16 protein-coding genes, 1 pseudogene and 1 riboswitch are annotated in these 20865 nt (G+C 66.8%); of the genes and pseudogenes, 7 read left to right on the top strand and 10 right to left on the bottom strand.

The window, feature by feature from the left end; translation table 11 throughout:
• Position 1: 1 nt before the first annotated feature.
• The 4 genes from putA to M529_RS40885 all read right to left on the bottom strand — a co-directional run bounded on the left by putA (position 2) and on the right by M529_RS40885 (position 4830).
• A complete protein-coding gene (gene putA, locus M529_RS40900) occupies positions 2-3595 on the bottom strand; it encodes a trifunctional transcriptional regulator/proline dehydrogenase/L-glutamate gamma-semialdehyde dehydrogenase (protein WP_021319010.1) in 3594 nt (1197 codons plus the stop codon).
• A 137-nt stretch (positions 3596-3732) separates the two neighbouring features.
• The gene (locus M529_RS40895) at positions 3733-4140 is read right to left on the bottom strand and encodes a DUF1801 domain-containing protein (RefSeq protein ID WP_021319009.1); all 408 of its coding nucleotides are present in this window, start codon (positions 4138-4140) and stop codon (positions 3733-3735) included.
• A 112-nt stretch (positions 4141-4252) separates the two neighbouring features.
• A complete protein-coding gene (locus M529_RS40890; RefSeq protein ID WP_021319008.1) occupies positions 4253-4645 on the bottom strand; it encodes a type II toxin-antitoxin system death-on-curing family toxin in 393 nt (130 codons plus the stop codon).
• Complete coding sequence (locus tag M529_RS40885; RefSeq protein WP_051184077.1) at positions 4645-4830, bottom strand: AbrB/MazE/SpoVT family DNA-binding domain-containing protein; 186 nt, start codon at positions 4828-4830, stop codon at positions 4645-4647. Before M529_RS40885 ends, M529_RS40890 begins: the two co-directional genes overlap by 1 nt.
• Before the next feature lie 47 nt (positions 4831-4877).
• On the opposite strand from M529_RS40885, the gene M529_RS48535 reads away from it, so the two are divergent.
• Positions 4878-5635 (top strand): IS5 family transposase gene (locus M529_RS48535; RefSeq protein ID WP_128830903.1). Its coding sequence is split into 2 segments (ribosomal slippage): positions 4878-5211 and positions 5211-5635, totalling 759 coding nucleotides; the frame shifts between segments, so codons are not numbered across the junction.
• A gap of 497 nt (positions 5636-6132) precedes the next feature.
• On the opposite strand, the gene thiC is transcribed toward M529_RS48535, so the two are convergent.
• The 3 genes from thiC to M529_RS40860 form a co-directional block, all read right to left on the bottom strand.
• Positions 6133-8028 (bottom strand): phosphomethylpyrimidine synthase ThiC, encoded by a 1896-nt coding sequence (thiC, locus tag M529_RS40870; RefSeq protein WP_021319006.1) that lies wholly within the window; start codon positions 8026-8028, stop codon positions 6133-6135.
• A 12-nt stretch (positions 8029-8040) separates the two neighbouring features.
• Positions 8041-8442: a DUF2065 family protein gene (locus M529_RS40865; protein ID WP_021319005.1), complete on the bottom strand. Its 402-nt coding sequence runs from the start codon at positions 8440-8442 to the stop codon at positions 8041-8043.
• Between the two features lie 51 nt (positions 8443-8493).
• A riboswitch (TPP riboswitch) is annotated at positions 8494-8604 on the bottom strand.
• A gap of 6 nt (positions 8605-8610) precedes the next feature.
• A complete protein-coding gene (locus M529_RS40860) occupies positions 8611-9225 on the bottom strand; it encodes a flavodoxin family protein (protein ID WP_021319004.1) in 615 nt (204 codons plus the stop codon).
• 100 nt (positions 9226-9325) lie between these two features.
• Here M529_RS40860 and M529_RS40855 point away from each other — a divergent pair, with 100 nt between their 5' ends.
• Genes M529_RS40855 through M529_RS40845 form a run of 3 tightly spaced genes read left to right on the top strand, consistent with a single transcriptional unit; the run spans position 9326 to position 12095 of the window.
• Positions 9326-9715, top strand: a complete 390-nt coding sequence (locus M529_RS40855; RefSeq protein ID WP_021319003.1) for a winged helix-turn-helix transcriptional regulator — start codon at positions 9326-9328, stop codon at positions 9713-9715.
• Positions 9712-9999 carry a hypothetical protein gene (locus M529_RS40850; RefSeq protein WP_021319002.1) on the top strand — a complete coding sequence of 96 codons (288 nt, stop codon included), beginning with the start codon at positions 9712-9714 and terminating at the stop codon, positions 9997-9999. Before M529_RS40855 ends, M529_RS40850 begins: the two co-directional genes overlap by 4 nt.
• Before the next feature lie 5 nt (positions 10000-10004).
• On the top strand, positions 10005-12095 hold the full coding sequence (locus M529_RS40845) for a prolyl oligopeptidase family serine peptidase (RefSeq protein WP_031295204.1): 2091 nt from the start codon (positions 10005-10007) through the stop codon (positions 12093-12095).
• Positions 12096-12109: 14 nt separating this feature from the next.
• Here M529_RS40845 and M529_RS40840 read toward each other — a convergent pair whose 3' ends face one another.
• A complete protein-coding gene (locus M529_RS40840) occupies positions 12110-12709 on the bottom strand; it encodes a class I SAM-dependent methyltransferase (RefSeq protein WP_021319000.1) in 600 nt (199 codons plus the stop codon).
• A gap of 98 nt (positions 12710-12807) precedes the next feature.
• Between M529_RS40840 and M529_RS40835 the strand changes: the two genes are divergently transcribed.
• Genes M529_RS40835 through M529_RS40825 form a run of 3 tightly spaced genes read left to right on the top strand, consistent with a single transcriptional unit; the run spans position 12808 to position 19513 of the window.
• Positions 12808-16161 carry a transglutaminase family protein gene (locus M529_RS40835; RefSeq protein WP_031295202.1) on the top strand — a complete coding sequence of 1118 codons (3354 nt, stop codon included), beginning with the start codon at positions 12808-12810 and terminating at the stop codon, positions 16159-16161.
• Entirely contained in the window at positions 16161-18626 is a 2466-nt protein-coding gene (locus M529_RS40830; RefSeq protein WP_021318998.1) for a circularly permuted type 2 ATP-grasp protein, read from the top strand. Before M529_RS40835 ends, M529_RS40830 begins: the two co-directional genes overlap by 1 nt.
• Complete coding sequence (locus M529_RS40825; RefSeq protein ID WP_021318997.1) at positions 18623-19513, top strand: transglutaminase family protein; 891 nt, start codon at positions 18623-18625, stop codon at positions 19511-19513. Before M529_RS40830 ends, M529_RS40825 begins: the two co-directional genes overlap by 4 nt.
• Before the next feature lie 76 nt (positions 19514-19589).
• Here M529_RS40825 and M529_RS48530 read toward each other — a convergent pair.
• Both M529_RS48530 and M529_RS40815 read right to left on the bottom strand, forming a co-directional pair.
• Positions 19590-19734 (bottom strand): annotated as a pseudogene (locus tag M529_RS48530) (transposase); the annotation flags it as partial.
• 114 nt (positions 19735-19848) lie between these two features.
• Positions 19849-20775 carry an MBL fold metallo-hydrolase gene (locus M529_RS40815; RefSeq protein WP_152522635.1) on the bottom strand — a complete coding sequence of 309 codons (927 nt, stop codon included), beginning with the start codon at positions 20773-20775 and terminating at the stop codon, positions 19849-19851.
• Positions 20776-20865: the final 90 nt, after the last annotated feature.

Genomic DNA, 20865 nt, shown 5'->3' with positions numbered 1-20865 from the left:
GTCAGCCGATCATCATCAGGCTCGCATTTCCGCCGGCCGCGGTGGTATTGATCGAGGTCGAGACTTCCTCCAGCAAGAGGTCGATGGGGTAAAAGCCCGTGCAGCCGGTCGGAACGGCGTGCAGCGGGACGATGGGGCCGTCCGCGCTGGCAAGCTCCTGCGCCAGCGCCGTGATGCGTTCCGGACCACCCTCGGCCAGCGCGACGGCGACGGGTTCGGCCTGCGTCGTGAACGACCCCGCGATCGCGGGAGGCAGGTCCATGGGCAGCGGCATGCCGCGCAGCAGCCCGCGATTGCCGGTCGCCAGCACCGCCGCCATCTGGTCGAACAGGCCCTGCCGCGTGGCGGGCTGCATCAGCACGGTACCGCGCGGATGCAGAGCATAGAGATTGCGTTCGCCCACCGGCCCCGGCAGCGTGCGCTCAATGGCCAGCGCCGAACGGTCGCCATAGGCGCGGGCCACGGCGGCCGCCTCGCTCTCGCCCTGCGCGTCCAGCCAGTCGGCGAAGGCATTGATCGGCGAACCCAGATGACCTACGCCCGTGACGAAGCCGGATGCCTGCTGCACCAGCCGGCCGAGATAGAGCGGTCCGCCCGCCTTTGGGCCGGTGCCCGAAAGGCCGCGCCCGCCAAATGGCTGCACGCCGACGATGGCGCCGATGACATTGCGGTTGATATAGAGATTGCCTGCCTTCACGCGCGCCGTGACATGGGCGACGGTTTCGTCCAGCCGGGTGTGCAGGCCAAAGGTCAGGCCATAGCCGGTGGCGTTGATCGCGTCGATCAGCGCATCGAGCGCCTCGCGACGATAGCGCAGCACGTGCAGCACCGGGCCGAACACCTCCCGCTTCAGGTCGGCTATGGAGTCGATCTCTATGATGGTCGGCGGGACGAAGGTGCCGTGCGCGCATTCGGGCGTCAGCGCCTGTTGCTCGACCTTGCGGCCCAGCGCCCGCATCGCGCCGATATGGGCATTGATGGTCGCCTGCGCTTCGGCGGTGATGACCGGGCCGATGTCGACGGCCAGGCGGTCGGTGCGGCCGATGCGCAATTCTTTGAGCGCGCCCTTCAGCATCGTCAACGTCCGGTCGGCGACGTCCTCCTGCAGGCAGAGGATGCGCAGCGCCGAGCAGCGCTGGCCCGCGCTGTCGAAGGCGGAGGCGAGCACGTCCGCCACCACCTGCTCCGCAAGGGCGGAGGAATCGACGATCATCGCATTCTGCCCACCGGTCTCGGCGACGAGGGGGATGGGCCTGCCCGCCGGTGACAGCCGCGCGGCGAGTTGCCGCTGGATCAGTCGGGCGACCTCGGTCGATCCGGTGAAGAGCACGCCCGCGGTCTGCGCCGCACCGACCAGCGCGGCGCCGATCGCGCCGTCGCCGGGGACCAGCTGCACCGCATCGGCGGCTATGCCGGCCTTGTGCAGCAGGCGCACCGCCTCGGCGGCGATCAGCGGGGTTTCCTCGGCCGGCTTGGCGAGAACCGGATTGCCCGCGGCGAGCGCAGCGGCGACCTGTCCGGTGAAGATGGCGAGCGGGAAGTTCCAGGGGCTGATGCAGACGACCGGACCGAGCGGGTGCTGGTCCTCGTCCAGGGTCGCGCGGGCCTGCTGCGCATAATAGCGCAGGAAATCGATCGCCTCGCGCACCTCCGCGATGGCGTTGGGCAGCGACTTGCCGGCCTCGCGGACGATGAGGCCCAGCAGGATCGGCATGCGCGCCTGCATCGCATCGGCGGCGCGGTCCAGCATCGCCGCCCGCTCGGCGACGGGCGTGTGCGGCCAGGCACTGGCGGTGGCGCGCTCCATGGCGGCCAGGGCCCGCTCGGGCGACGCCTCGTGGACGGTGCCGACCACGTCGCGATGGTCGGCGGGGTTGAGGACAGGACGCGCCGTCCCTTCTTCCCCGGCGCTCCAGGCGATGCCCGCGCTTTCCCGCAACGCCAGCGCCAGTGTGGCCAGCGCAGTCTCGTCGCTGAGGTCGATGCCATTCGAATTGCGGCGGTCGGGATAGAGATCGGCGGGCAGGGCGATCTGGTCATGGCGTGCGCCGGGCCGGGGCATGGCGCGCACCACCTCCACCGGGTCGGCGATCAGATCCTCGACCGGCACGGCAGGATCGGCGATCCGGTGGACGAAGGAGGAATTGGCGCCATTTTCCAGCAGGCGGCGGACGAGATAGGCGAGCAGCGTCTCGTGCGTGCCGACGGGCGCATAGATGCGGCACGGGCGGTTCAGCTTGTCGGCGCCGACCACCTGTTCGTAGAGTGGCTCGCCCATGCCGTGCAGGCACTGGAACTCATAGTCTCCAACCGCGAAATCCGGCCCGGCGAGATGATGGATTGTCGCCAGAGTCTGCGCATTGTGGGTCGCGAATTGCGGGAACACCGCGTCACGCGCCGCCAGTAGCTTCCGGGCGCAGGCGATATAGGCCACATCGGTGTGGACCTTGCGCGTATAAACCGGAAAGTCGGTCAGGCCATCGACCTGCGCCCGCTTGATCTCCGCATCCCAATAAGCGCCCTTGACCAGGCGCAGCATGATGCGGCGGCCCGCGCGGCGGGCGAGGTCCACGATCCAGTCGATGACGAAGGGGCAGCGCTTGCCATAGCCCTGCACCACGAAGCCAAGCCCGTTCCAGCCCGCAAGATCGGGATCGAGCGCCAGGCTTTCGAGCAGGTCGAGCGACAGCTCCAGCCGATCGGCCTCCTCGGCGTCGATGTTGAGGCCGATGTCGTACTGCCGGGACAGCAGCGCCAGGCGCTTCACCGCGGGCAGCAACTCGGCCATGATCCGGTCCACCTGCGCGCGGCTGTAGCGGGGATGAAGCGCGGATAGCTTGATGGAGATGCCCGGCCCCTCATACACGCCCCGGCCCGCCGAAGCCTTGCCGATGGCGTGGATCGCCTGCTCATAGTCGGCGAAATAGCGCGCCGCGTCGGCGGCCGTGGTTGCCGCCTCGCCCAGCATGTCATAGCTATAGCGGAAGCCCTTGGCCTCCTGCGCCTTCGCGCGCTTCAGCGCCTCGGCGATGGTCTCGCCGGTGACGAACTGTTCGCCCATCATCCGCATGGCGAGGTCGACGGCGCGGCGGATGACCGGCTCTCCCGCGCGGGCGACCAGGCGGGCGAGCGCGGCACCCAGTCCCTTGTCGTCCACGCTGCCGACCAGCTTGCCCGTGACCACCAGGCCCCAGGTCGCGGCGTTGACGAACAGCGACTTGCCGCCGCCCAGATGGCCGCTCCAGTCGCCGTCGGCGATCTTGTCGCGGATCAACGCGTCGCGCGTCGCGTCGTCCGGGATGCGCAGCAGCGCTTCGGCCAGGCACATCAGCGCCACGCCCTCCTGGCTGGAGAGCGAATATTCCTGCACCAGCCCCTCGACCCCGCTGCCCCTGCGTCCCGCGCGAAGCCGGGTGACGAGCGTCCGGGCAGTCTCGCGGATCGCGGCGCGCGTCTCCTCCGGCAGCGTCGCCGCCTCGATCAGCGGCCCAAGCGCTTCCGCCTCCTCGCGGCGATAGGCGGCGGTGATCGCCTGGCGCAGCGGCGAAGGCTGGCGGACGGGCGGGGCGAAGGCGGCGAAGGGCGGAGTCGTCATGGATCGCATTATAGGCGCCTCGCAAGGCGATTTCCGACTTTTCGGCGCGACGGTCTAGCCGGATCGGCCTCGTTTCAATCAACTTCCGGTCATATTGACCAGAGACGGGCCTAATCGGAGGCGGATGACCCGATCGGTCAGCACCGCTTCGGTGCCGAGCCTGAAAGGTTAAGGGCAACGGCCGCGCGAACCAGCGCTTTGAAGGCTGCCTCGTCGATCGTGTCGCCTTCGCGGATGTCGATCGCCCGGCGCGTTCCGCCGTCGAGGCTGGCGTTGAAGATGCCGGCGGGATCGTCCAGCGACGCGCCCTTGGCGAAGGTGAGCTTCACATAGGCCTTGTAGGTCTCCCCGGTGCAAAGGATGCCCGCATGCTCCCACACCGGCACGCCGGAGGGGTTGGAGGGCTTGCGCCATTTCACCGTCTCCTCGACCTCCGGGTCGGCCTCGCGGATCAGGGCGCGGATGCGGGCAAGGGCCGCGCCGCGCCAGTCGGGAAGCGCAGCAAGCTTTTCGTCGATCAGGGCTGAGGCATCTGTGCCGGTCATACCTTCTCCTCTCGTTCACGCCATGGCGGCGAAGCAGGCGGCGGATGATCGGGCTGCCCATCAAGAGATAGAGCAGAGGAAATCCCGCATGGGAAGGGAGAGGGAAGCATCCTCAGGGAGCGAGATGCTCGCGGAACCAGTCGGCGAGTTCGTCTTCGGACAGGGTGCCGGCTGCAAGGTCCAGAAAGGCGACCACCAGTTCGGCGTCGCTTGCCGCAAGGCGGAAGCCGTTTAGCAGCAGGAAGGTTTCGCTGACGACCGCCGCGATCCGCTTGTCGCCGTCAACGAAAGGATGGTTGCGCGCGAGGCCGTAAGCATAGGCGGCCGCCAGCGCTGCCGCATCAGGATCGCCATAATGAACAAGCTGCTGCGGTCGCGCCATGGCGCTTTCGAAGAGGCCGTGATCGCGCAGGGCATCGCCACCCCCGCCATGTTCGGCAATCTGCTCGGCATGGGCGGCCAAGGCGACGGCCGGCGTCACCCATATCCAGTCGTCCAGCGCCACTATTTGGCGAGTTCGCGTAGCGCTCGCTTGCGCCGCGCCATGACCTCGCGCGCGGCGGCCATCTGGGCGTCGAAATCCGGCTCGGCGGCGGAAAGCTCGATGCCACGCGGCGTGAGAACGACGGACAGCGTATCGCCCGTGGCGGCGTTGAGATGCGCCAGCAACTCCTTAGGCTCAGGACCCATTGATTGGCTGAGAGCGATGTGATTCAGGCTCCGCGAGGAGACTGAGCATGAGCGACCTGTATTGGCTGACGGACGAGCAGATGGCGCGTTTGTCGCCGTATTTTCCCAAGAGTCACGGCAAGCCTCGGGTTGATGACCGGCGGGTGCTGAGCGGGATCATCTTCGTCAATCGCAACGGGCTGCGCTGGCGAGACGCGCCCAGGGAATACGGTCCGCACAAGACGCTCTACAACCGATGGAAACGGTGGGGCGAGATGGGCGTGTTTGGCCGGATGATGGAGGGTCTGTCCGCCCAGAAAGCCGAACCGCAGACCCTCATGATCGATGCGACCTATCTCAAGGCCCACCGCACGGCTTCCAGCCTTGGGGTAAAAAAGGGGATCTCGGCCGCCTGATCGGACGGACCAAGGGCGGCATGAACACCAAGCTTCACGCCGTCACCGATGCCAACGGCCGCCCCTTGAGCTTCTTCATCACGGCCGGCCAGATCAGCGATTACACCGGCGCGGCAGCCCTGCTCGATGATCTGCCCAAGGCGCAGTGGATGCTGGCTGACCGGGGCTATGACGCCGAATGGTTCAGGGACGCGCTCGAGCAAAAGGGCATCACGCCCTGCATCCCGGGCCGGAAATCCCGTTCCTTTCCAGTGAAATACGACAAGCGCCGATACAAACGCCGCAGCCGCATCGAGATCATGTTCGGCCGCCTGAAAGACTGGCGCCGTGTGGCAACCCGCTACGACCGCTGCCCAACCGTCTTCTTCTCCGCCATCGCTCTCGCAGCTACCGTGCTCTTCTGGCTGTGATCAACGAGTCCTGAGCCTAGGCAGGATGACGCCGGCGCTGTTGCCGATCTTGGTGATTTTGAGGGGTGCGTTCATACGGGGGTTATAACATCACTGGCATGAAGGACCAAGGGCGCTCGATCAGTTCGGGTCAATTTGGTGGCCAAGGCCAGCCTGTCGCAGCCGCTGCGCCCAATCCGGCCGACAGTTGCGCGCCCGGATACAGTCCACTTCCCCATCGTGAATGGCCTCCATTCATCCGGGACAATTCTTCCTCGTTTCCGGCTGACATGCGACATGGCAATGTGAAGGGTCGCCATCCGGCACCAAAGCCAGCAGATCGGGTGCCACATCCTCCCACACTCCGCAGGACATGCAGCACCCATCCTCCACATAGAAGGTGCCTGGAACATCGGGGGATGCGGTCACTTTGCCGAATCGAACTGATTCCGGGCAGCTTGCCGGGTGAACCGCCGGAGCAGCCCAACCAACCGGTGTCGGATCATCGGTGGCCAGCCTCAATCATGCTCCCGGTCCCCCGCGCCCATATACAGCTCGCTGCCAGTCTCCTTGAACAGCTTGCTCATCTCCTCCATGCCCTTGAGCGCTGCCGCCTTGCTCGCTTCGGCCACTTCCGCGCCGGTCAACCCGGCTTCCAAAAAGCCGTCGGCGGGCTGGTTCTTCTTCGCCGCGAAGTCGCGCACTTCCTGCGTGATCTTCATCGAGCAGAATTTCGGACCGCACATCGAACAGAAATGGGCGGTCTTCGCGCCTTCGGCCGGCAGGGTCTGATCGTGATATTGCTCCGCCGTGTCGGGATCGAGCGACAGGTTGAACTGGTCGCGCCAGCGGAACTCGAACCTTGCGCGGCTCAGCGCATCGTCGCGGACCTGAGCCGCCGGGTGGCCCTTGGCGAGGTCGGCGGCATGGGCGGCGAGCTTGTAGGTGACGACGCCGACCTTCACATCGTCGCGGTCGGGCAGGCCCAGATGCTCCTTGGGCGTGACGTAGCAGAGCATCGCCGTGCCGTACCAGCCGATCTGCGCCGCGCCGATCGCGCTGGTGATATGGTCGTAGCCCGGCGCGACGTCGGTGGTGAGCGGCCCCAGCGTGTAGAAGGGCGCTTCGCCGCAGACCTGCAGCTGCTTTTCCATATTCTCCTTGATCTTGTGCATGGGCACATGGCCCGGCCCTTCGATCATCACCTGCACGTCCTGCTTCCAGGCGCGGTGGGTCAGCTCGCCCAGCGTATAGAGTTCGGAGAACTGCGCTTCGTCATTGGCGTCGGCGATGGAGCCGGGGCGCAGGCCGTCGCCCAGCGAATAGGCGATGTCATAGGCCTTCATGATCTCCGTGATCTCGTCGAAATGATCGTAGAGGAACGACTCCTTGTGGTGCGCCAGGCACCATTTCGCCATGATCGACCCGCCGCGCGACACGATGCCGGTAACGCGCTTCGCTGCCATCGGGATATAGGCCAGCCGCACGCCCGCATGGATGGTGAAATAGTCGACGCCCTGCTCGGCCTGCTCCACCAGCGTGTCGCGGAAGATTTCCCACGTCAGATCCTCGGCTATGCCGCCGACCTTCTCCAGCGCCTGGTAGATCGGGACGGTACCGATCGGCACCGGCGAGTTGCGCAGGATCCATTCGCGCGTGTCGTGGATGTTGCGGCCGGTGCTGAGGTCCATCACCGTGTCCGCGCCCCAGCGGATCGACCAGACCAGCTTGTCGACTTCTGCCGCGACATCGGACGCGACGGCGCTGTTGCCGATATTGGCGTTGATCTTGACCAGGAAATTGCGGCCGATCGCCATCGGCTCCGATTCCGGGTGGTTGATGTTGCTGGGGATGATGGCGCGGCCGCGCGCGACCTCGTCACGGACGAATTCGGGCGTCACATAGTCGGGGATGGACGCGCCGAAGCTCTGGCCGTCGCGGACATATTCGGCCAGGCGGGCGCGGCCGAGATTCTCGCGCTCGGCGACATATTCCATTTCCGGCGTGATGATGCCGCGCCGGGCATAGTGCATCTGGCTGACATTGCCGCCGGCTTTCGCGCGCAGCGGGCGCTTCACCACATTGGGGAAGGGCTGCACGCCGCCCGAGCGGTCCGGTCCCTTAAGGCCGTTATCCTCCGGCTTCACCGCGCGGGCGTCATATTCCTCCACGTCGCCACGGCCCATAATCCAGTCGCGGCGTAGCTGCGGCAGGCCCGCCATGATGTCGATCCGCGCATCGGGGTCGGTATAGGGGCCGGACGTGTCGTAAACCCGCACCGGCGGCTCGCCGCTCGACGGTTCCAGCGCGATCTCGCGCATCGCGACCCGCAGGGGACCGACATGGATCTTCTTCGACCCGCGAATGGGTCCGGTCGTGACGCGCATTTCGGTGCGGGCGGGGATATCGGCCATGGAGGGCTCCTTTCAAAGGGTGGCGCGGCCGGTAAGGCCTGCATAGAAGAACAGAAGGCCAAGCAGGATCGAGGCGATCGCCCAGCCGCGGATGTAGCGCAGCGACCAGCGGCCGAGCTTCAGCAGCGGCGCGGGCACGGCCAGCAGCAGCGCGCCCTCCGCGAGCGCGACATAGCCGATCAGGCTGACCAGGATGCTGAGCGGATCGCGCCAGATGCTGTGGATGAGGATGAGCGCGGCGCCGACCAGGAACACCGGAAAGCCGAACGCCATCACGAGGCCGGGCAAGCGTTCCAGATCGTCCATCACCGCGCGCCAGCGCTGCGGCCCGGCAAGGCCGGAAATGCCGATCACGATCAGGTAGAGGCCGATCGCCTCGGCGAGGCGCAGGGTCAGGACGGAAATCGTATCCATATGTCCGCTCGTCCTCCTTTCGCCTCAATGGGCGGAAGGCGGGCGGATTGCGGATGACAAGCCGTCCCTCCCTCCGCCGGTCTTATCCGGATCAGGTTCAGCGGGTCGCGGCCACATCAGCCGCCTCTCAACCGCCTGTGAGCGGTCCCCCGGGGATAGCCTTGGTCCTTAGCCTACAAGCGCGGCCTCCGGCAAGGGCGCATCGGCGCCCCGGCGCCAGCGCGCGGCAGCCCGGGCGACGCGAGCGCCCAGCGATCGGGCGGTGGCGCGGTCGCCGGCCTTCGGCGTCACCTCCGGCGAATCATTGGCCGCCTGCGCCATCGCGCCGATGAAGCTGCCGAGGCGGTTCTCCACGTCGGTCGCGGCGCTGGTGTCGTCGTTATTGCCGGGATTCTGCCCGGTGCCGATCCACAGCATGCCGTGCTGCGCGGCGAAGATGGCGAGCGAGGTCAGCGTGTTGAGCTTGTCGCCCGAGGGTGAGCCCGAAACGGTGAAGGCGGCGCCCAGCTTGTCCTTCCACTGCTTGGTGAAATAGACCTTGGCGCTGGCGTCCATGAACGCCTTCATCGGCGCGGACACCGTGCCCATATAGGTCGGCGATCCGAAGACGATCGCGTCGGCGTCGGCCATCGCCTCGAAGAAATCGGAAAAGTCGGCCTGGCCCGGCTCGATCCGCAGCAGCGCGGCGGTGGCGCCGCTGTCGGTGACGCCCTGCGCCACGTCATGCGCCAGCACGTCGGCATGACCGAAACCCGAATGATAGACGATCGCAACCTTGCTCATGATGAAAACTCCCTTCGCATGATGGGCCGCTTCCGGCTTGCGGAAGGAGACATGAGTGCATAGGTACTCAAAGTTAAGTACGCACCTTGGAGTGCCTGCCATGAATGTTCCCGACTGGGTGGAAAAGGTCGATCCCTGCAAATCCGATTGCCCCTCGCGCGATCTGCTGGACCTGATCGGCGACCGATGGAGCCTGCTGATCCTGCTGGTGATCGGGCAGGGGGTGAACCGCAATGGGGCATTGAAGCGCCGGATCGGCGGGATCAGCCAGAAGATGCTGACCCAGACGCTGCGCGCGCTGGAGGCGAACGGCCTCGTCGCCCGCCATGACTTCGCGACCGTGCCGCCCCATGTCGAATATGCGCTGACGCCGATGGGCATATCGCTGCAACATGCGCTGGGCCCGATGTTCCATTGGATACAGGATCATTATGCGGACGTTGTGAAGGCGCGGGCGGAGTTTTCCACACGGACCCAACAGGCGGCATGAAGCCCGACCTTTCGACAAAAGCCGGGCGCAAGGCATGGCGGCACGAGATGCGCATGGTCGCGGTGCGACCGCGACGCTACGGGCTGTGGCTGCTGACCCTGGGCATGCTGCTTGTCATCCTGCCCTCCGCCTTCGGGGTGCACAGCATTTTCGGCTGGTCACCGCTGCTGCTGGGACTGGCCGCCTCGCTCACCGCCTTGCCCCTGCTGGTGGCTGGCGCTTTGCTGCGCAGGCGCTATCGTCGGGCGCGCATGACGGATCGCGGGGGACGTAATTCAATATGAAAAGGATGATCGCCTTGGTTTCCGCTGCCCTGCTGACCGGCGCAGGCGCGCCGCCCTCCGCCGCCTCCGCCGACGATCCCTATGTGTGGCTGGAGGACTGGACCGGCCCGCGCGCGATGCAGTGGGTGGAGGCGGAGAACAAGGCGACGCTTGGGACCTTGCAGAGCGATGCGCGCTACCAGGGCTATTACCGCGATGCGCTGGCGATCGCATCGGCCAAGGACCGGATCGCGATGCCGATGCTGATCCGTGGCAAGGTCTATAATTTCTGGCGCGACGCCGACCATCCGCAGGGCATATGGCGGGTGACCAGCCAGACCGACTATGCGACCGACGCGCCGCGCTGGACCACCGTGCTTGACCTCGACGCGCTGTCGAAGGCCGAGGGCAAGAAATGGGTGTGGAAGGGCGCGACTATCCTTGACCCGGAAGAACGGCTGGCGCTGCTCAACCTGTCCGACGGCGGCGAGGATGCCGTCAGCCTGCGCGAGTTCGACCTGGAGACCGGCCAGTTCGTCAAAGGCGGGTTCGACATTCCCAAGTCGAAGCAGAACGAGGCGTGGCTGGACAAGGACACGATCCTGCTGGCGCGCGACTGGGGCGAAGGCAGCATGACCGCGTCAGGCTATCCCTTTGAGGTGAAGACGCTGAAGCGCGGCGAGCCGCTGTCGGCGGCGAAGGAGATCTATCGCGGCGAGGAGAGCGACCAGGTCGGCGTCTATCCCGGCGTGATCTCCGACGGGCAGGGCAACCGCGCGGCCTATCTCTATCGTGGCGTCACCTTCTTCGGCAATGAGAGCTGGCTGCTGACGCCCCAAGGCTTGAAGAAGATGCCGCTGCCCATGAAGAGTAGCATCGAGGGCATGGTCGACGGTCAGGTGCTGGTGCGCCTCAGCGAAGCCTGGGCCAGCGGCGGCGTGTCCGCACCGACCGGCGCGCTGGTGAGCGTGCCCCTGAAGGCGCTTCAGGCGGGCGAGACGCTGAAACCCGCGATCCTGTTCGCTCCCGGGCCTCGCCAGTCGATCGACAGCGTCGCGGCAACGAAGAACCGCGTGATCCTCAGCATCAACGACAATGTGCGCGGGCGCGTGCTGGTGCTGGCGCCCGGCGCTGGCGGCTGGACCACGACGAAGGTCGCGCTGCCCGACAATGCGACCATCGGCATCGCCGCATCGACCGACAAGAGCGATGAGGCCTATCTGTCGGTCGCCGGCTTCCTCGCGCCGACGACGCTCTGGGCGATGGACGCCGCCGCGCCCGCGCCCCGGCAGGTCAAGGCGATGCCGGCGCGCTTCGACGCGACGGGCCTCGCCGTCGACCAGTTCGAGGCGACGTCGAGCGACGGGACCAAGATCCCCTATTTCATCGTCCACCGGAAGGACATGAAGCCCGACGGTTCCACGCCGACGATCATGACCGCCTATGGCGGCTTCGAGATACCGATGACGCCAAGCTATGCCGCGATCACCGGCAAGCTGTGGCTGGAGCGCGGCAACAGCTTCGTCCTCGCCAATATCCGCGGCGGCGGCGAGTTCGGACCGACCTGGCACGAGGCGGGGCTGAAGACCAAGCGGCAGATCATCTATGACGATTTCGCCGCCGTGGCGAAGGACATCTTCGCGCGCAAGCTGTCCAGCCCGGCCAAGTTCGGCATCTATGGCGGGTCCAATGGTGGCCTGCTGATGGGGGTGGAGTTCAACCAGCATCCGGACCTCTGGAACGCGGTGGTGATCCAGGTGCCGCTGCTCGACATGATCCGCTACGAGCAGATCGCGGCGGGCGCGTCCTGGGTCGACGAATATGGCAGCGTCTCGGTGCCGGAGGAAAAGGCGTTCCTGCAGAAGATTTCGCCCTATGCCAACATCCGCAAGGGGGAGAAATATCCCACGCCCTATATCTGGACGACCACCAAGGACGACCGGGTGGGGCCGCAGCACGCCCGCAAGTTCGCCGCGCGGCTGAAGGAATATGGCATCCCCTACCTGTTCTACGAGGACACGGCCGGCGGGCATTCGGGCGATGCCGACATCGAGCAGGGCGCGCGTCTTCAGGCGATGCAGATGGTGTATTTCTCGCAGCGGCTGGAAGGGCGGTAGCGTCCCGTTTTGCGTCAGCGGGATAATTGCCAGAGCATTTGAAAGGCACCATGCTCTTTGCGCTGCTCTATATGCCACCCCGCTTGCTCGAACATGGTGGCGATGCCCACCGAATCGAAATCATTGACCCAGCCATGCGCGCGCCGGTCTTTCGAAGGATTCATCGCATCGATAACGCAGTAGCTGACGACGGCGATCGGGTAATTTTTGGCGAGCGCGGCCATGACGGATTGGGGTTGGTGAAGATATTCGAGGAGGCCGAGGCAGGCGACGGCCTCTGCTTCGACCACAGGTGGCGGTTCAAGATTGAGATCGCAGATAACCGTCCGATCATCACGTGCCACTATGTCGCAGGGATAATAGCGAACCGTGTCGGCAAGATGGGGTTCCAGGATCATGGTTCCGCAACCCAGGTCCAGAACAGAGCGATAGCCCTGTAGCCACTCGGCGGCCGCCGCGGCCCGCGCGTTCCAGCCCTTGGCTTCGGGTGCCTCTAACGCGATCCATCGCGAGTGAAGCGATTCTCCCTTCGCGATCGCCGTCTCCGTCAGCCTGATCCGTTCCTGGCGGTCGAGATCGTAGAATGGCACCAATCCCCCCTTGCGCATATTCATGGCGCCCCCACGGCATGATGGAATAATTTTTGCCGTTGCCGCCGATGTTTTGCAATTGAATATTGCATTGCAACAATCCGTAGCGTTTGATCGCAGCCATGTTGAAGGCCGCGCTGCACCACCTGACGTCCTATCGTTACAGCCGGCCGATCCGGCTAGGGCCACAGGTCATCCGCCTGCGGCCTGCACCGCACAGCCGGACGAAAATCCCCAATTATGCGCTCAAGATCGAGCCCAAGGGACATTTCCTCAACTGGCAACAGGACCCCCACGGCAACTGGCTGGCGCGGGTGGTCTTTCCCGATCCCGTGGATCATTTCTCGATCGAGGTCGACCTGCTCGCCGATCTCGACATCATCAACCCTTTCGACTTCTTCGTCGAGCCCTATGCGGAGGATTATCCCTTCGCCTATGACGAGCAGCTGAAGACCGACCTCGCCGCCTATTTCGATGTCGAGGACCAGGGCCCGCTGTTCGACGCGCTGGTCGAGGAGCATCGGGGCTTCACCGGGCGGAGCATCGATTTTTTGGTCGAGGTGAACCGCCGGCTGCAGCAGCGCATCGGCTATGTCATCCGCATGGAGGCGGGCGTGCAGTCGCCCGAGGAAACGCTGGAGGTCGGTATCGGCTCGTGCCGCGATTCGGCCTGGCTGCAGGTGCAGCTGCTGCGCCGGCTGGGCTTCGCGGCGCGCTTCGTGTCGGGCTATTCGATCCAGCTGGTCGCCGATGTCGAGCCGATCGAAGGACCCAAGGGCGTGACCCAGGACGTCGTCGACCTGCATGCCTGGGCCGAGGCCTATGTGCCGGGCGCGGGCTGGGTGGCGCTGGATGCGACGTCGGGCATGTTTGCGGGGGAGGGGCATATTCCGCTCTGCGCGACGCCCCACTATCGTTCGGCTGCACCGATCAGCGGCATGGCCGAGCCGGCCGAAGTCGATTTCCACTTCGCGATGAGCGTCAGCCGCATCGCCGAGGCGGTGCGCATCACCAAGCCTTTCACCGACACCCGCTGGGACGCGGTGATGGCGTTGGGCGCGCGGGTCGACGCTGACCTGGAGGCGCAGGACGTGCGCCTGACCACCGGTGGCGAGCCCACCTTCGTCGCGGAGAATGGCGGCGAGGCGGGCGAGTGGAATGGCGACGCGGTGGGACCCACCAAGGCCGCCTATGCCGACCGGCTGGTGCGCCTGCTGCGCGAGAAGTTCGCGCCCGGTGGCCTGCTGCACCATGGCCAGGGCAAATGGTATCCGGGCGAGAGCCTGCCGCGCTGGGCCTATGCGATCTACTGGCGCACGGACGGCGTCCCGATCTGGCGCGACACCGCGCTGATCGCGCCCGACGACGCGCCGGAGGGCGCGCGGACGGTGACGGCGGGGGATGCCCAGGCCTTTCTGGAGCGGATGGCGGGCCATATGGGCTTTTCACCCGACTACACCCATCCGGTCTATGAAGACCCGCTGGTCTGGTCGGTCAAGGAAGCCGAGCTGCCGGTCAACACCAGCCCGGAAGACCCGAAGATCAGCGATCCCGAGGCCCGGGCGCGGATGGTGAAGACCTTCGAGCGCGGCCTCGACCAGCCTGTCGGCTATGTGCTGCCGATCCAGCGCTGGCAGCAGAAAGTGGCGACGCCCCGCTGGCAGAGCGAGATCTGGCAGCTGCGGCGCGGGCGCCTGTTCGCGGTGCCGGGGGATTCGGCGCTGGGCTATCGCCTCCCCTTGGGATCGCTGCCCTATGTGCCGCCGGCCCAATATCCCTATATCCACCCGCGCGACACCAGCGAACCGCGCGAACCGCTGCCCGATTTCCGCGTGCAGGCGGCCGAGTCGGCAACCCGGGAAGAGGCGCAGGCCCAGCCGATGCAGCGCGTCGCCGGGCCGGAGGGTGGCGCGGCCGCGCAGGACCGGGTCGAGCAGGTGATGATAGAGGGCGCGGTGCGCACCGCCGTCACTGTCGAGCCACGCGGCCATTATCTCTCCGTCTTCCTGCCGCCGGTGCAGGCGCTCGAGGACTATCTGGAATTGATCGCCGAAGTCGAGGCGGCCGCCCAGGCATCGGGCATCCCGGTGCGGATCGAGGGTTATGCCCCGCCGCCCGACCCGCGGCTCAAGGTGCTCAAGGCCACGCCGGACCCGGGCGTGATCGAGGTCAACATCCAGCCCGCCGCGAGCTGGGACGAGACGGTCGAGATCACCGAGGAGCTTTACGCTCTTGCCCGGCAGTGCCAGCTCACCGCCGACAAGTTCATGATCGACGGGCGCTCGATCGGCACGGGCGGGGGCAACCATATCGTCCTGGGCGGGCCGACGCTCAACGATTCGCCATTCATCCGCCGGCCGGACCTGCTCAAGAGCTTCGTGCTCTACTGGCAGCGGCATCCCGCGCTTTCCTATCTCTTCTCGGGTCTGTTCATCGGCCCGACCAGCCAGGCACCGCGCATCGACGAGGCGCGGCACGATGGGCTCTACGAACTGGAGATCGCGCTGGCGCAGGTGCCATCGCCCGGCGAAGCCGACATCCCGCCCCCCTGGCTGGTCGACCGGCTGCTGCGCAACCTGCTGGTGGACGTGACCGGCAACACCCATCGCACCGAGATATGCATCGATAAGATGTTCTCGCCTGACGGCCCCACCGGGCGGCTCGGCCTGCTGGAATTCCGCGGCTTCGAAATGCCGCCCGAACCGAAGATGAGCCTGGTGCAGCAACTGCTGCTGCGCGCGCTCACCGCCTGGTTCTGGCGCCAGCCGCAGCAGGGCGGGCTGGTGCGCTGGGGTACGGCATTGCACGACCGCTTCATGCTGCCGCATTTCGTCTGGGCCGATTTCCTGGAGGTGCTGGAGGACCTGCGCGGCGCGGGATATGATTTCGACCCCAACTGGTTCGAGGCGCAGCGCCAGTTCCGCTTCCCCGTCCATGGCGATGTCGATGCGGGCGGCGTGGGGCTGGAGATCACCCATGCGCTCGAGCCCTGGAACGTGCTGGGGGAGACGGGCGCGATCGGCGGCACGGTGCGCTATGTCGACAGTTCGACCGAGCGGTTGCAGGTCCGCGCCACCGGCCTCGTCACGGGCCGCCACGTCATCGCCTGCAACGGCCGCCGCGTGCCGATGACACCGACCGGCGTACCGGGGGAGGCAGTGGGCGGCGTGCGCTACAAGGCGTGGGCGCCGGCCAACTGCTTGCATCCCAACCTGCCGGTCAACGCACCGCTGACATTCGACGTGCTCGACAGCTGGAGCGGCCGGTCGCTCGGCGGCTGCGTCTACCATGTCGCCCATCCGGGCGGCCGCAACTACGACACGCTGCCGATCAACGCCTATGAAGCAGAGTCGCGGCGCAAGGCGCGCTTCCAGGATCATGGCCATACCCCCGGCGCGGTCGAGATCCCTGCCGCCGAACTGCCCGGCGAGTTTCCGATGACGCTGGACCTGCGCTTTCGGCATCCGGGCTTGTGATGGCGGACGCGCTGGCGACGGCGGGCTGGGCCGACGCCTATCTGGCGCAGGCGCCAAGGGGCGACCTGTTCGCGGCCGCCGCGCCCGACATGGCGGAGCGGTGGTGCGGCATGCTGGATCGCCTGTCCGACCAGTGCCAGGCTGATCCAGCGGCGCTCGCGGCCAATGTCACGCGCCAGGCGATCGACCTTGGCATGGCGTTCCGCCTGACCGGCGACCAACAGGAACGGCCCTGGCCGCTCAGTCCCGTGCCCCTGCTCATCGACGCCCGCGAGTGGAGCCATATCGAGCAGGGCCTCGCCCAGCGCGCCGAGCTGCTGGAACGGGTCATCAGCGACATCTACAGCACGCAATCCCTCGTGCGCGAAGGCAAGCTGCCCGCCAGCGTCGTTGCCGGCAGCCCGCATTACTGGCGGGTGATGACCGGCACGCCGCCGCCGCGCGGCCATTTCCTCCATTTCTACGCCGCCGATATCGGGCGCGGTCCGGCGGGCGAGTGGCGCGTGCTGGCCGACCGTGTGAGGACCCCGGTGGGCGTAGGCTATGCGCTGGAAAACCGTCTGGCTCTGTCCCGCTCCACCGGCGACCTGCTGGGCGCGATGAACACGCGGCGATTGGCGCCTTTCTTCGACGAACTGCGCCGCGGCCTGGCCGCCGACTGCGTGCGTGCCGACCCCCGCATCGGGCTCCTGACGCCGGGCCGCTTCAACCAGAGCTATGCCGAGCAGGCGCATCTCGCCCGTTATCTCGGCCTGCTTCTGGTGGAGGGTGACGACCTCATTGTGTCGGACGGTCAGCTCTTTGTGCGCACCATCCAGGGCCTGAAGCGGGTTGATGGCCTCTGGCGCTGGATGGACAGCCGCTTTCTCGATCCGCTGGCGTTCGACGGGGAATCGCGGATCGGCGTGCCCGACCTGTACGACGCCTGCGCGCGCGGCGGGCTGATGCTCGCGAACTGGCCGGGTGCGGGCGTGATCGAATCGCGCGCCTTTGCCGCTTTCCTGCCGCGCCTCGCCAAGGCGCTACTGGGCGCGGAGCTGATCCTGCCCAATATCGCGACCTGGTGGTGCGGCCAGCCGGCCGAGCGCGCTCATGTGACCGGACGGATCGGCGACCTGGTCGTCGGCTCCGCGTTCGACCAGGACGCGGCAGGGCTGCAGGACCGGCGTTTCCTGCCCGGTTCCGCGATGGACGATGCGCGCAGGGCCACGCTGCTGGAGGGCATCGCCCGGCGCCCGATGGACTATGTTGGGCAGGAGGTGGTGAAGCTGTCCACCACGCCTGCCATCGTCGACGGGCGGCTTGCGCCGCTGCCCTTCACCCTGCGAGTCTTCGTCGCCCGCGATTCGCTCGGCCAGTGGCGGATTATGCCCGGCGCCTTCGCGCGGCTCGCCGCGCATGGCGACATCCGCGCTGCGCTGATGGGCGAAGGCGACCTGTCGGCCGACATGTGCGTGATCGACGGACGCCCGGTACCCCCCGACACGCTGCTGGGATCCGGAGGCTCGCCCGCCATCCGACGCATCGGCGGCATGCTGCCCGCCAAGGCAGCGGATAACCTCTACTGGCTTGGCCGCTATATCGAGCGGGCGGACATGACGCTGCGCATCGTCCGGGCGATCGTCGGCGGATCGATCGAGGTCGACCTGGGGCCAGCGGTCGCCTCCCCAACCATGGCGCGGCTGGTGGACCAGCTTGCACGTTGGGGGGCGATTTCGCAGACCGCCGGGCCGATCGGCCCGCTCTGTGCACAGGCGCTGGGCGATGGCGTGCGGCCGGGCAGCGTGCAGGCGCTGATGGCGACGGTGGCAGGAATCGGCGCCGGACTGCGCGACCGGCTGGCGATCGATTTCTGGCGCCTTGTGCGCCTGCCGCTCCCCGCTTTTGACGGAGCGGTGACGGAAACGCTCCTCGACGCCTCCTCTCGCATGATCGAGCGGATCTCGGCCCTGTCGGGACTGGCGGCGGAGAATATGGGACGGACGGAGGGATGGCGCTTCCACGACATGGGGCGGCGGATGGAGCGCGCAGTCAACGGCTGCCGCCTCACCATGCTGCTCGGCCATGACAATGCGAGCAATGACGACCTGTCGATCCTGCTCGACCTCAGCGACAGCCAGATCAGCTATCGCAATCGCTACCTGACCGGACCTTCGCTGGCGCCGGTGCGCGATCTCGTCGCGCTGGAGCCGCAGAACCCGCGCTCCATCGCCTGGCAGGCGGCACGGATCGCAGAGCATATCGCCGCCCTCCCCACACTGCGCGCCGACGGCATGCCAGAAGAGCCGCAGAGGCTTGCGGGCGCTCTGGTCGCGCAACTGGCACCGCTGACTGGCGACATGCTGACGATGGACGACCTCGCCAATGCGGAGGCGCGGCTGCTCGCCCTTTCCGATGCGGTCGGGCAGCGCTATTTCCTGCAGGTCCGCAAGGAAAAGAGCGAGGACGCGAACCTGCTGTCATGATCTACCATGTCCGCCACCGGACGGTCGTGCGCTACGCCGCGCCGGTCCGGCTCGCCCGCTTCAACCTGCGCCTGAAGCCCGCGCCCTGGCCGGGCCAGTGGACCTCCGACTATGCGCTGGCGGTGGACCCCGCGCCTGCCTCCGTCGAGGCACGCCCAGGCGGCTGGCCGGTGCGGGTCGCGCGGATCGCGATCGACAGCCCTATCTCCGTCCTGCGTATCGACAGCAGCTTCCGCGTGGGGGTGCAGGGCGCGCCGATCGAGCCGATGGACGGCGATCCGGCCGTCCGTGCCGTGGCCGCTGCCGCGCTGACCGATCGCGAGATAGGGCCGTCCGCACCGGCCCATTATCTCTATGCCTCGCCCCGCGTGCCGCTGCTGGCGGAGATAGGGGATTGGGCCAGCGAAATGCTGGCGGCCGATCGACCGGTGGTCGCTGCGGCGCTGGAACTGGCGCAGCGCATCAGGGCCGAGTTCGCCTATGAGCCCGGCGCGACCGATGCCGGTACGCCGGTTGCCGACGCCTTCGTCGCGCGACATGGCGTGTGCCAGGACTTCGCTCATGTGATGGTCGCGGCGCTGCGTCATGCCGGGCTGCCCGCCGCCTATGTCAGCGGCTATCTTCGCACCGATCCGCCGCTGGGACGGCCCCGGCTGGTCGGGGCGGACGCGATGCACGCCTGGGCGATGCTGTGGTGCGGGCCGACGCGCGGGTGGATAGGCTTCGACCCCACCAACGGCGTCATCGCCGGGGATGGGCACCTCTTCGTCGGCATGGGGCGCGACTATGCCGACGTCGCGCCGATGGACGGCCTGTTCGTCGGCGGTGCGGGACAGAAGATCGAGGTTGCGGTGGACGTAGTGCCGGAGGAGGAAGGCGTGAGGTAGGGCGCCACATTGTGCGCGCCCACGCACCGCGTCGGTGTGGCGCCGACCGCAGACCAGGTGTCAGCGACGAAGTCGAGCGCCGCGCGTCAGACACCTCAAGACCACCGACCTTTGATGTCGCCGTGCTGGATCCCGTGGCGCTGGCACGCCTCCGCCAGCCCGGCCTCCTGCTCCTTCAAGATCGCGATGATCTGTTCCTTGCTGAACCTGCTCCGCTTCATCGTCGTCTGAGTCCTTCAAGTCGGACTCTACTATCGGGCGGTCACATTTCAGGGGCGCACGTCACGGCAACTTTCCCTCTGCTCTTGAAAGCGAGCTTATCAGACGACGCCGGATCACTCCGCGCGGGCAGGGACCGGGACAATGATGAAGTGATCGTGGACCTGCCGCTGACCGGGTGTGTTCAGCGGCTCCTGCAGGCCGGCCCGGAGTTCACCAATGGTTTGTTCCGGCAAGGGGAGGGGATGTTCATCTGGATGGATCGATGCTTCATGTCCGTAGTCGCGGCCCGGCTCGGATGTCATCTCGATATGCGCACCCATGAGGGCGCAGATCGGATGCTTCGCCGCAAAGGCTGCCAGCCGTTCGACGCTGGCGCGATTATCGGTGAGGAAATTGACCGGCACGTAAAGGCGGCCGGGATAGAGCGTGTCACCCGACAAGAGGATCTTGAGGCGAGGATCGTAGACCATGATCGCGGCAGCCTGATGCCCGGGCGTCGCGATAATGCTGAGCGCGCGACCGCCGAGATCGAACCTGGCAATCCCGTCGGGCCAGTGGGGGATGCCGAAAAAGGCGGCGACGTCCGATGGCTTCAGCCCGACGACGATCGTGTCCGGGCGATCGCGGAAGGCAGCGTCTCCGGCCACATGGTCGCTATGGCTATGGCTATGGGCGACCACCAGCGGGATCGAGCGGCGCCCGTGAGCGGCCAGCCACTGGGCCACCAGCCGATCGACCGTCGGCCTGATCCGGCCACCTTCCGCCCCGGTGTCGATCAGCAGCGCCCTGTCGCGCCCGAACAGCAGATAGAGGAAGGGCGCTTCGAAATTGGTCTGGACCGACTGGCGGATGACGAAGCTGTCTTGGTCGAGCTGCTGGACCTGGGTGGGAGGCTCTTGCGGCAGCGTGCCGTCAATCCACTTCTCGGCGAAAAGCTTTGACGGCGCGACGCAGGCTGCCTGCGCGTCCGACGCATGCCCCAAGCCAATCACCGTCAGGAGCGCCGCACTCCATGCGACGGTTCGTGCCAATAACATCATGCACGCATCCGCAGCCATCGCCCCTTGTCTTTCCTCCAGTGGCAGCATTGCGACGATGCGGATGCGGTGCCCCGGGGCGCCATCCTGTCA

Origin of the sequence: Sphingobium ummariense RL-3, assembly GCF_000447205.1 — a bacterium.
Classification (GTDB): domain Bacteria; phylum Pseudomonadota; class Alphaproteobacteria; order Sphingomonadales; family Sphingomonadaceae; genus Sphingobium; species Sphingobium ummariense.
This window is presented reverse-complemented; position numbering and strand designations above follow the sequence as displayed.

Coding starts and splice junctions, on each gene's coding strand:
- M529_RS40825 (WP_021318997.1), top strand. CDS start 18,623: ATGATCTACCATGTCCGCCACCGGACGGTCGTGCGCTACGCCGCGCCG.
- M529_RS40855 (WP_021319003.1), top strand. CDS start 9,326: ATGAATGTTCCCGACTGGGTGGAAAAGGTCGATCCCTGCAAATCCGAT.
- M529_RS40815 (WP_152522635.1), bottom strand. CDS start 20,775: ATGATGTTATTGGCACGAACCGTCGCATGGAGTGCGGCGCTCCTGACG.
- putA (WP_021319010.1), bottom strand. CDS start 3,595: ATGACGACTCCGCCCTTCGCCGCCTTCGCCCCGCCCGTCCGCCAGCCT.
- M529_RS40895 (WP_021319009.1), bottom strand. CDS start 4,140: ATGACCGGCACAGATGCCTCAGCCCTGATCGACGAAAAGCTTGCTGCG.
- M529_RS40885 (WP_051184077.1), bottom strand. CDS start 4,830: ATGGGTCCTGAGCCTAAGGAGTTGCTGGCGCATCTCAACGCCGCCACG.
- thiC (WP_021319006.1), bottom strand. CDS start 8,028: ATGGCCGATATCCCCGCCCGCACCGAAATGCGCGTCACGACCGGACCC.
- M529_RS40830 (WP_021318998.1), top strand. CDS start 16,161: ATGGCGGACGCGCTGGCGACGGCGGGCTGGGCCGACGCCTATCTGGCG.
- M529_RS40845 (WP_031295204.1), top strand. CDS start 10,005: ATGATCGCCTTGGTTTCCGCTGCCCTGCTGACCGGCGCAGGCGCGCCG.
- M529_RS40840 (WP_021319000.1), bottom strand. CDS start 12,709: ATGAATATGCGCAAGGGGGGATTGGTGCCATTCTACGATCTCGACCGC.
- M529_RS40860 (WP_021319004.1), bottom strand. CDS start 9,225: ATGAGCAAGGTTGCGATCGTCTATCATTCGGGTTTCGGTCATGCCGAC.
- M529_RS40865 (WP_021319005.1), bottom strand. CDS start 8,442: ATGGATACGATTTCCGTCCTGACCCTGCGCCTCGCCGAGGCGATCGGC.
- M529_RS40850 (WP_021319002.1), top strand. CDS start 9,712: ATGAAGCCCGACCTTTCGACAAAAGCCGGGCGCAAGGCATGGCGGCAC.
- M529_RS40835 (WP_031295202.1), top strand. CDS start 12,808: ATGTTGAAGGCCGCGCTGCACCACCTGACGTCCTATCGTTACAGCCGG.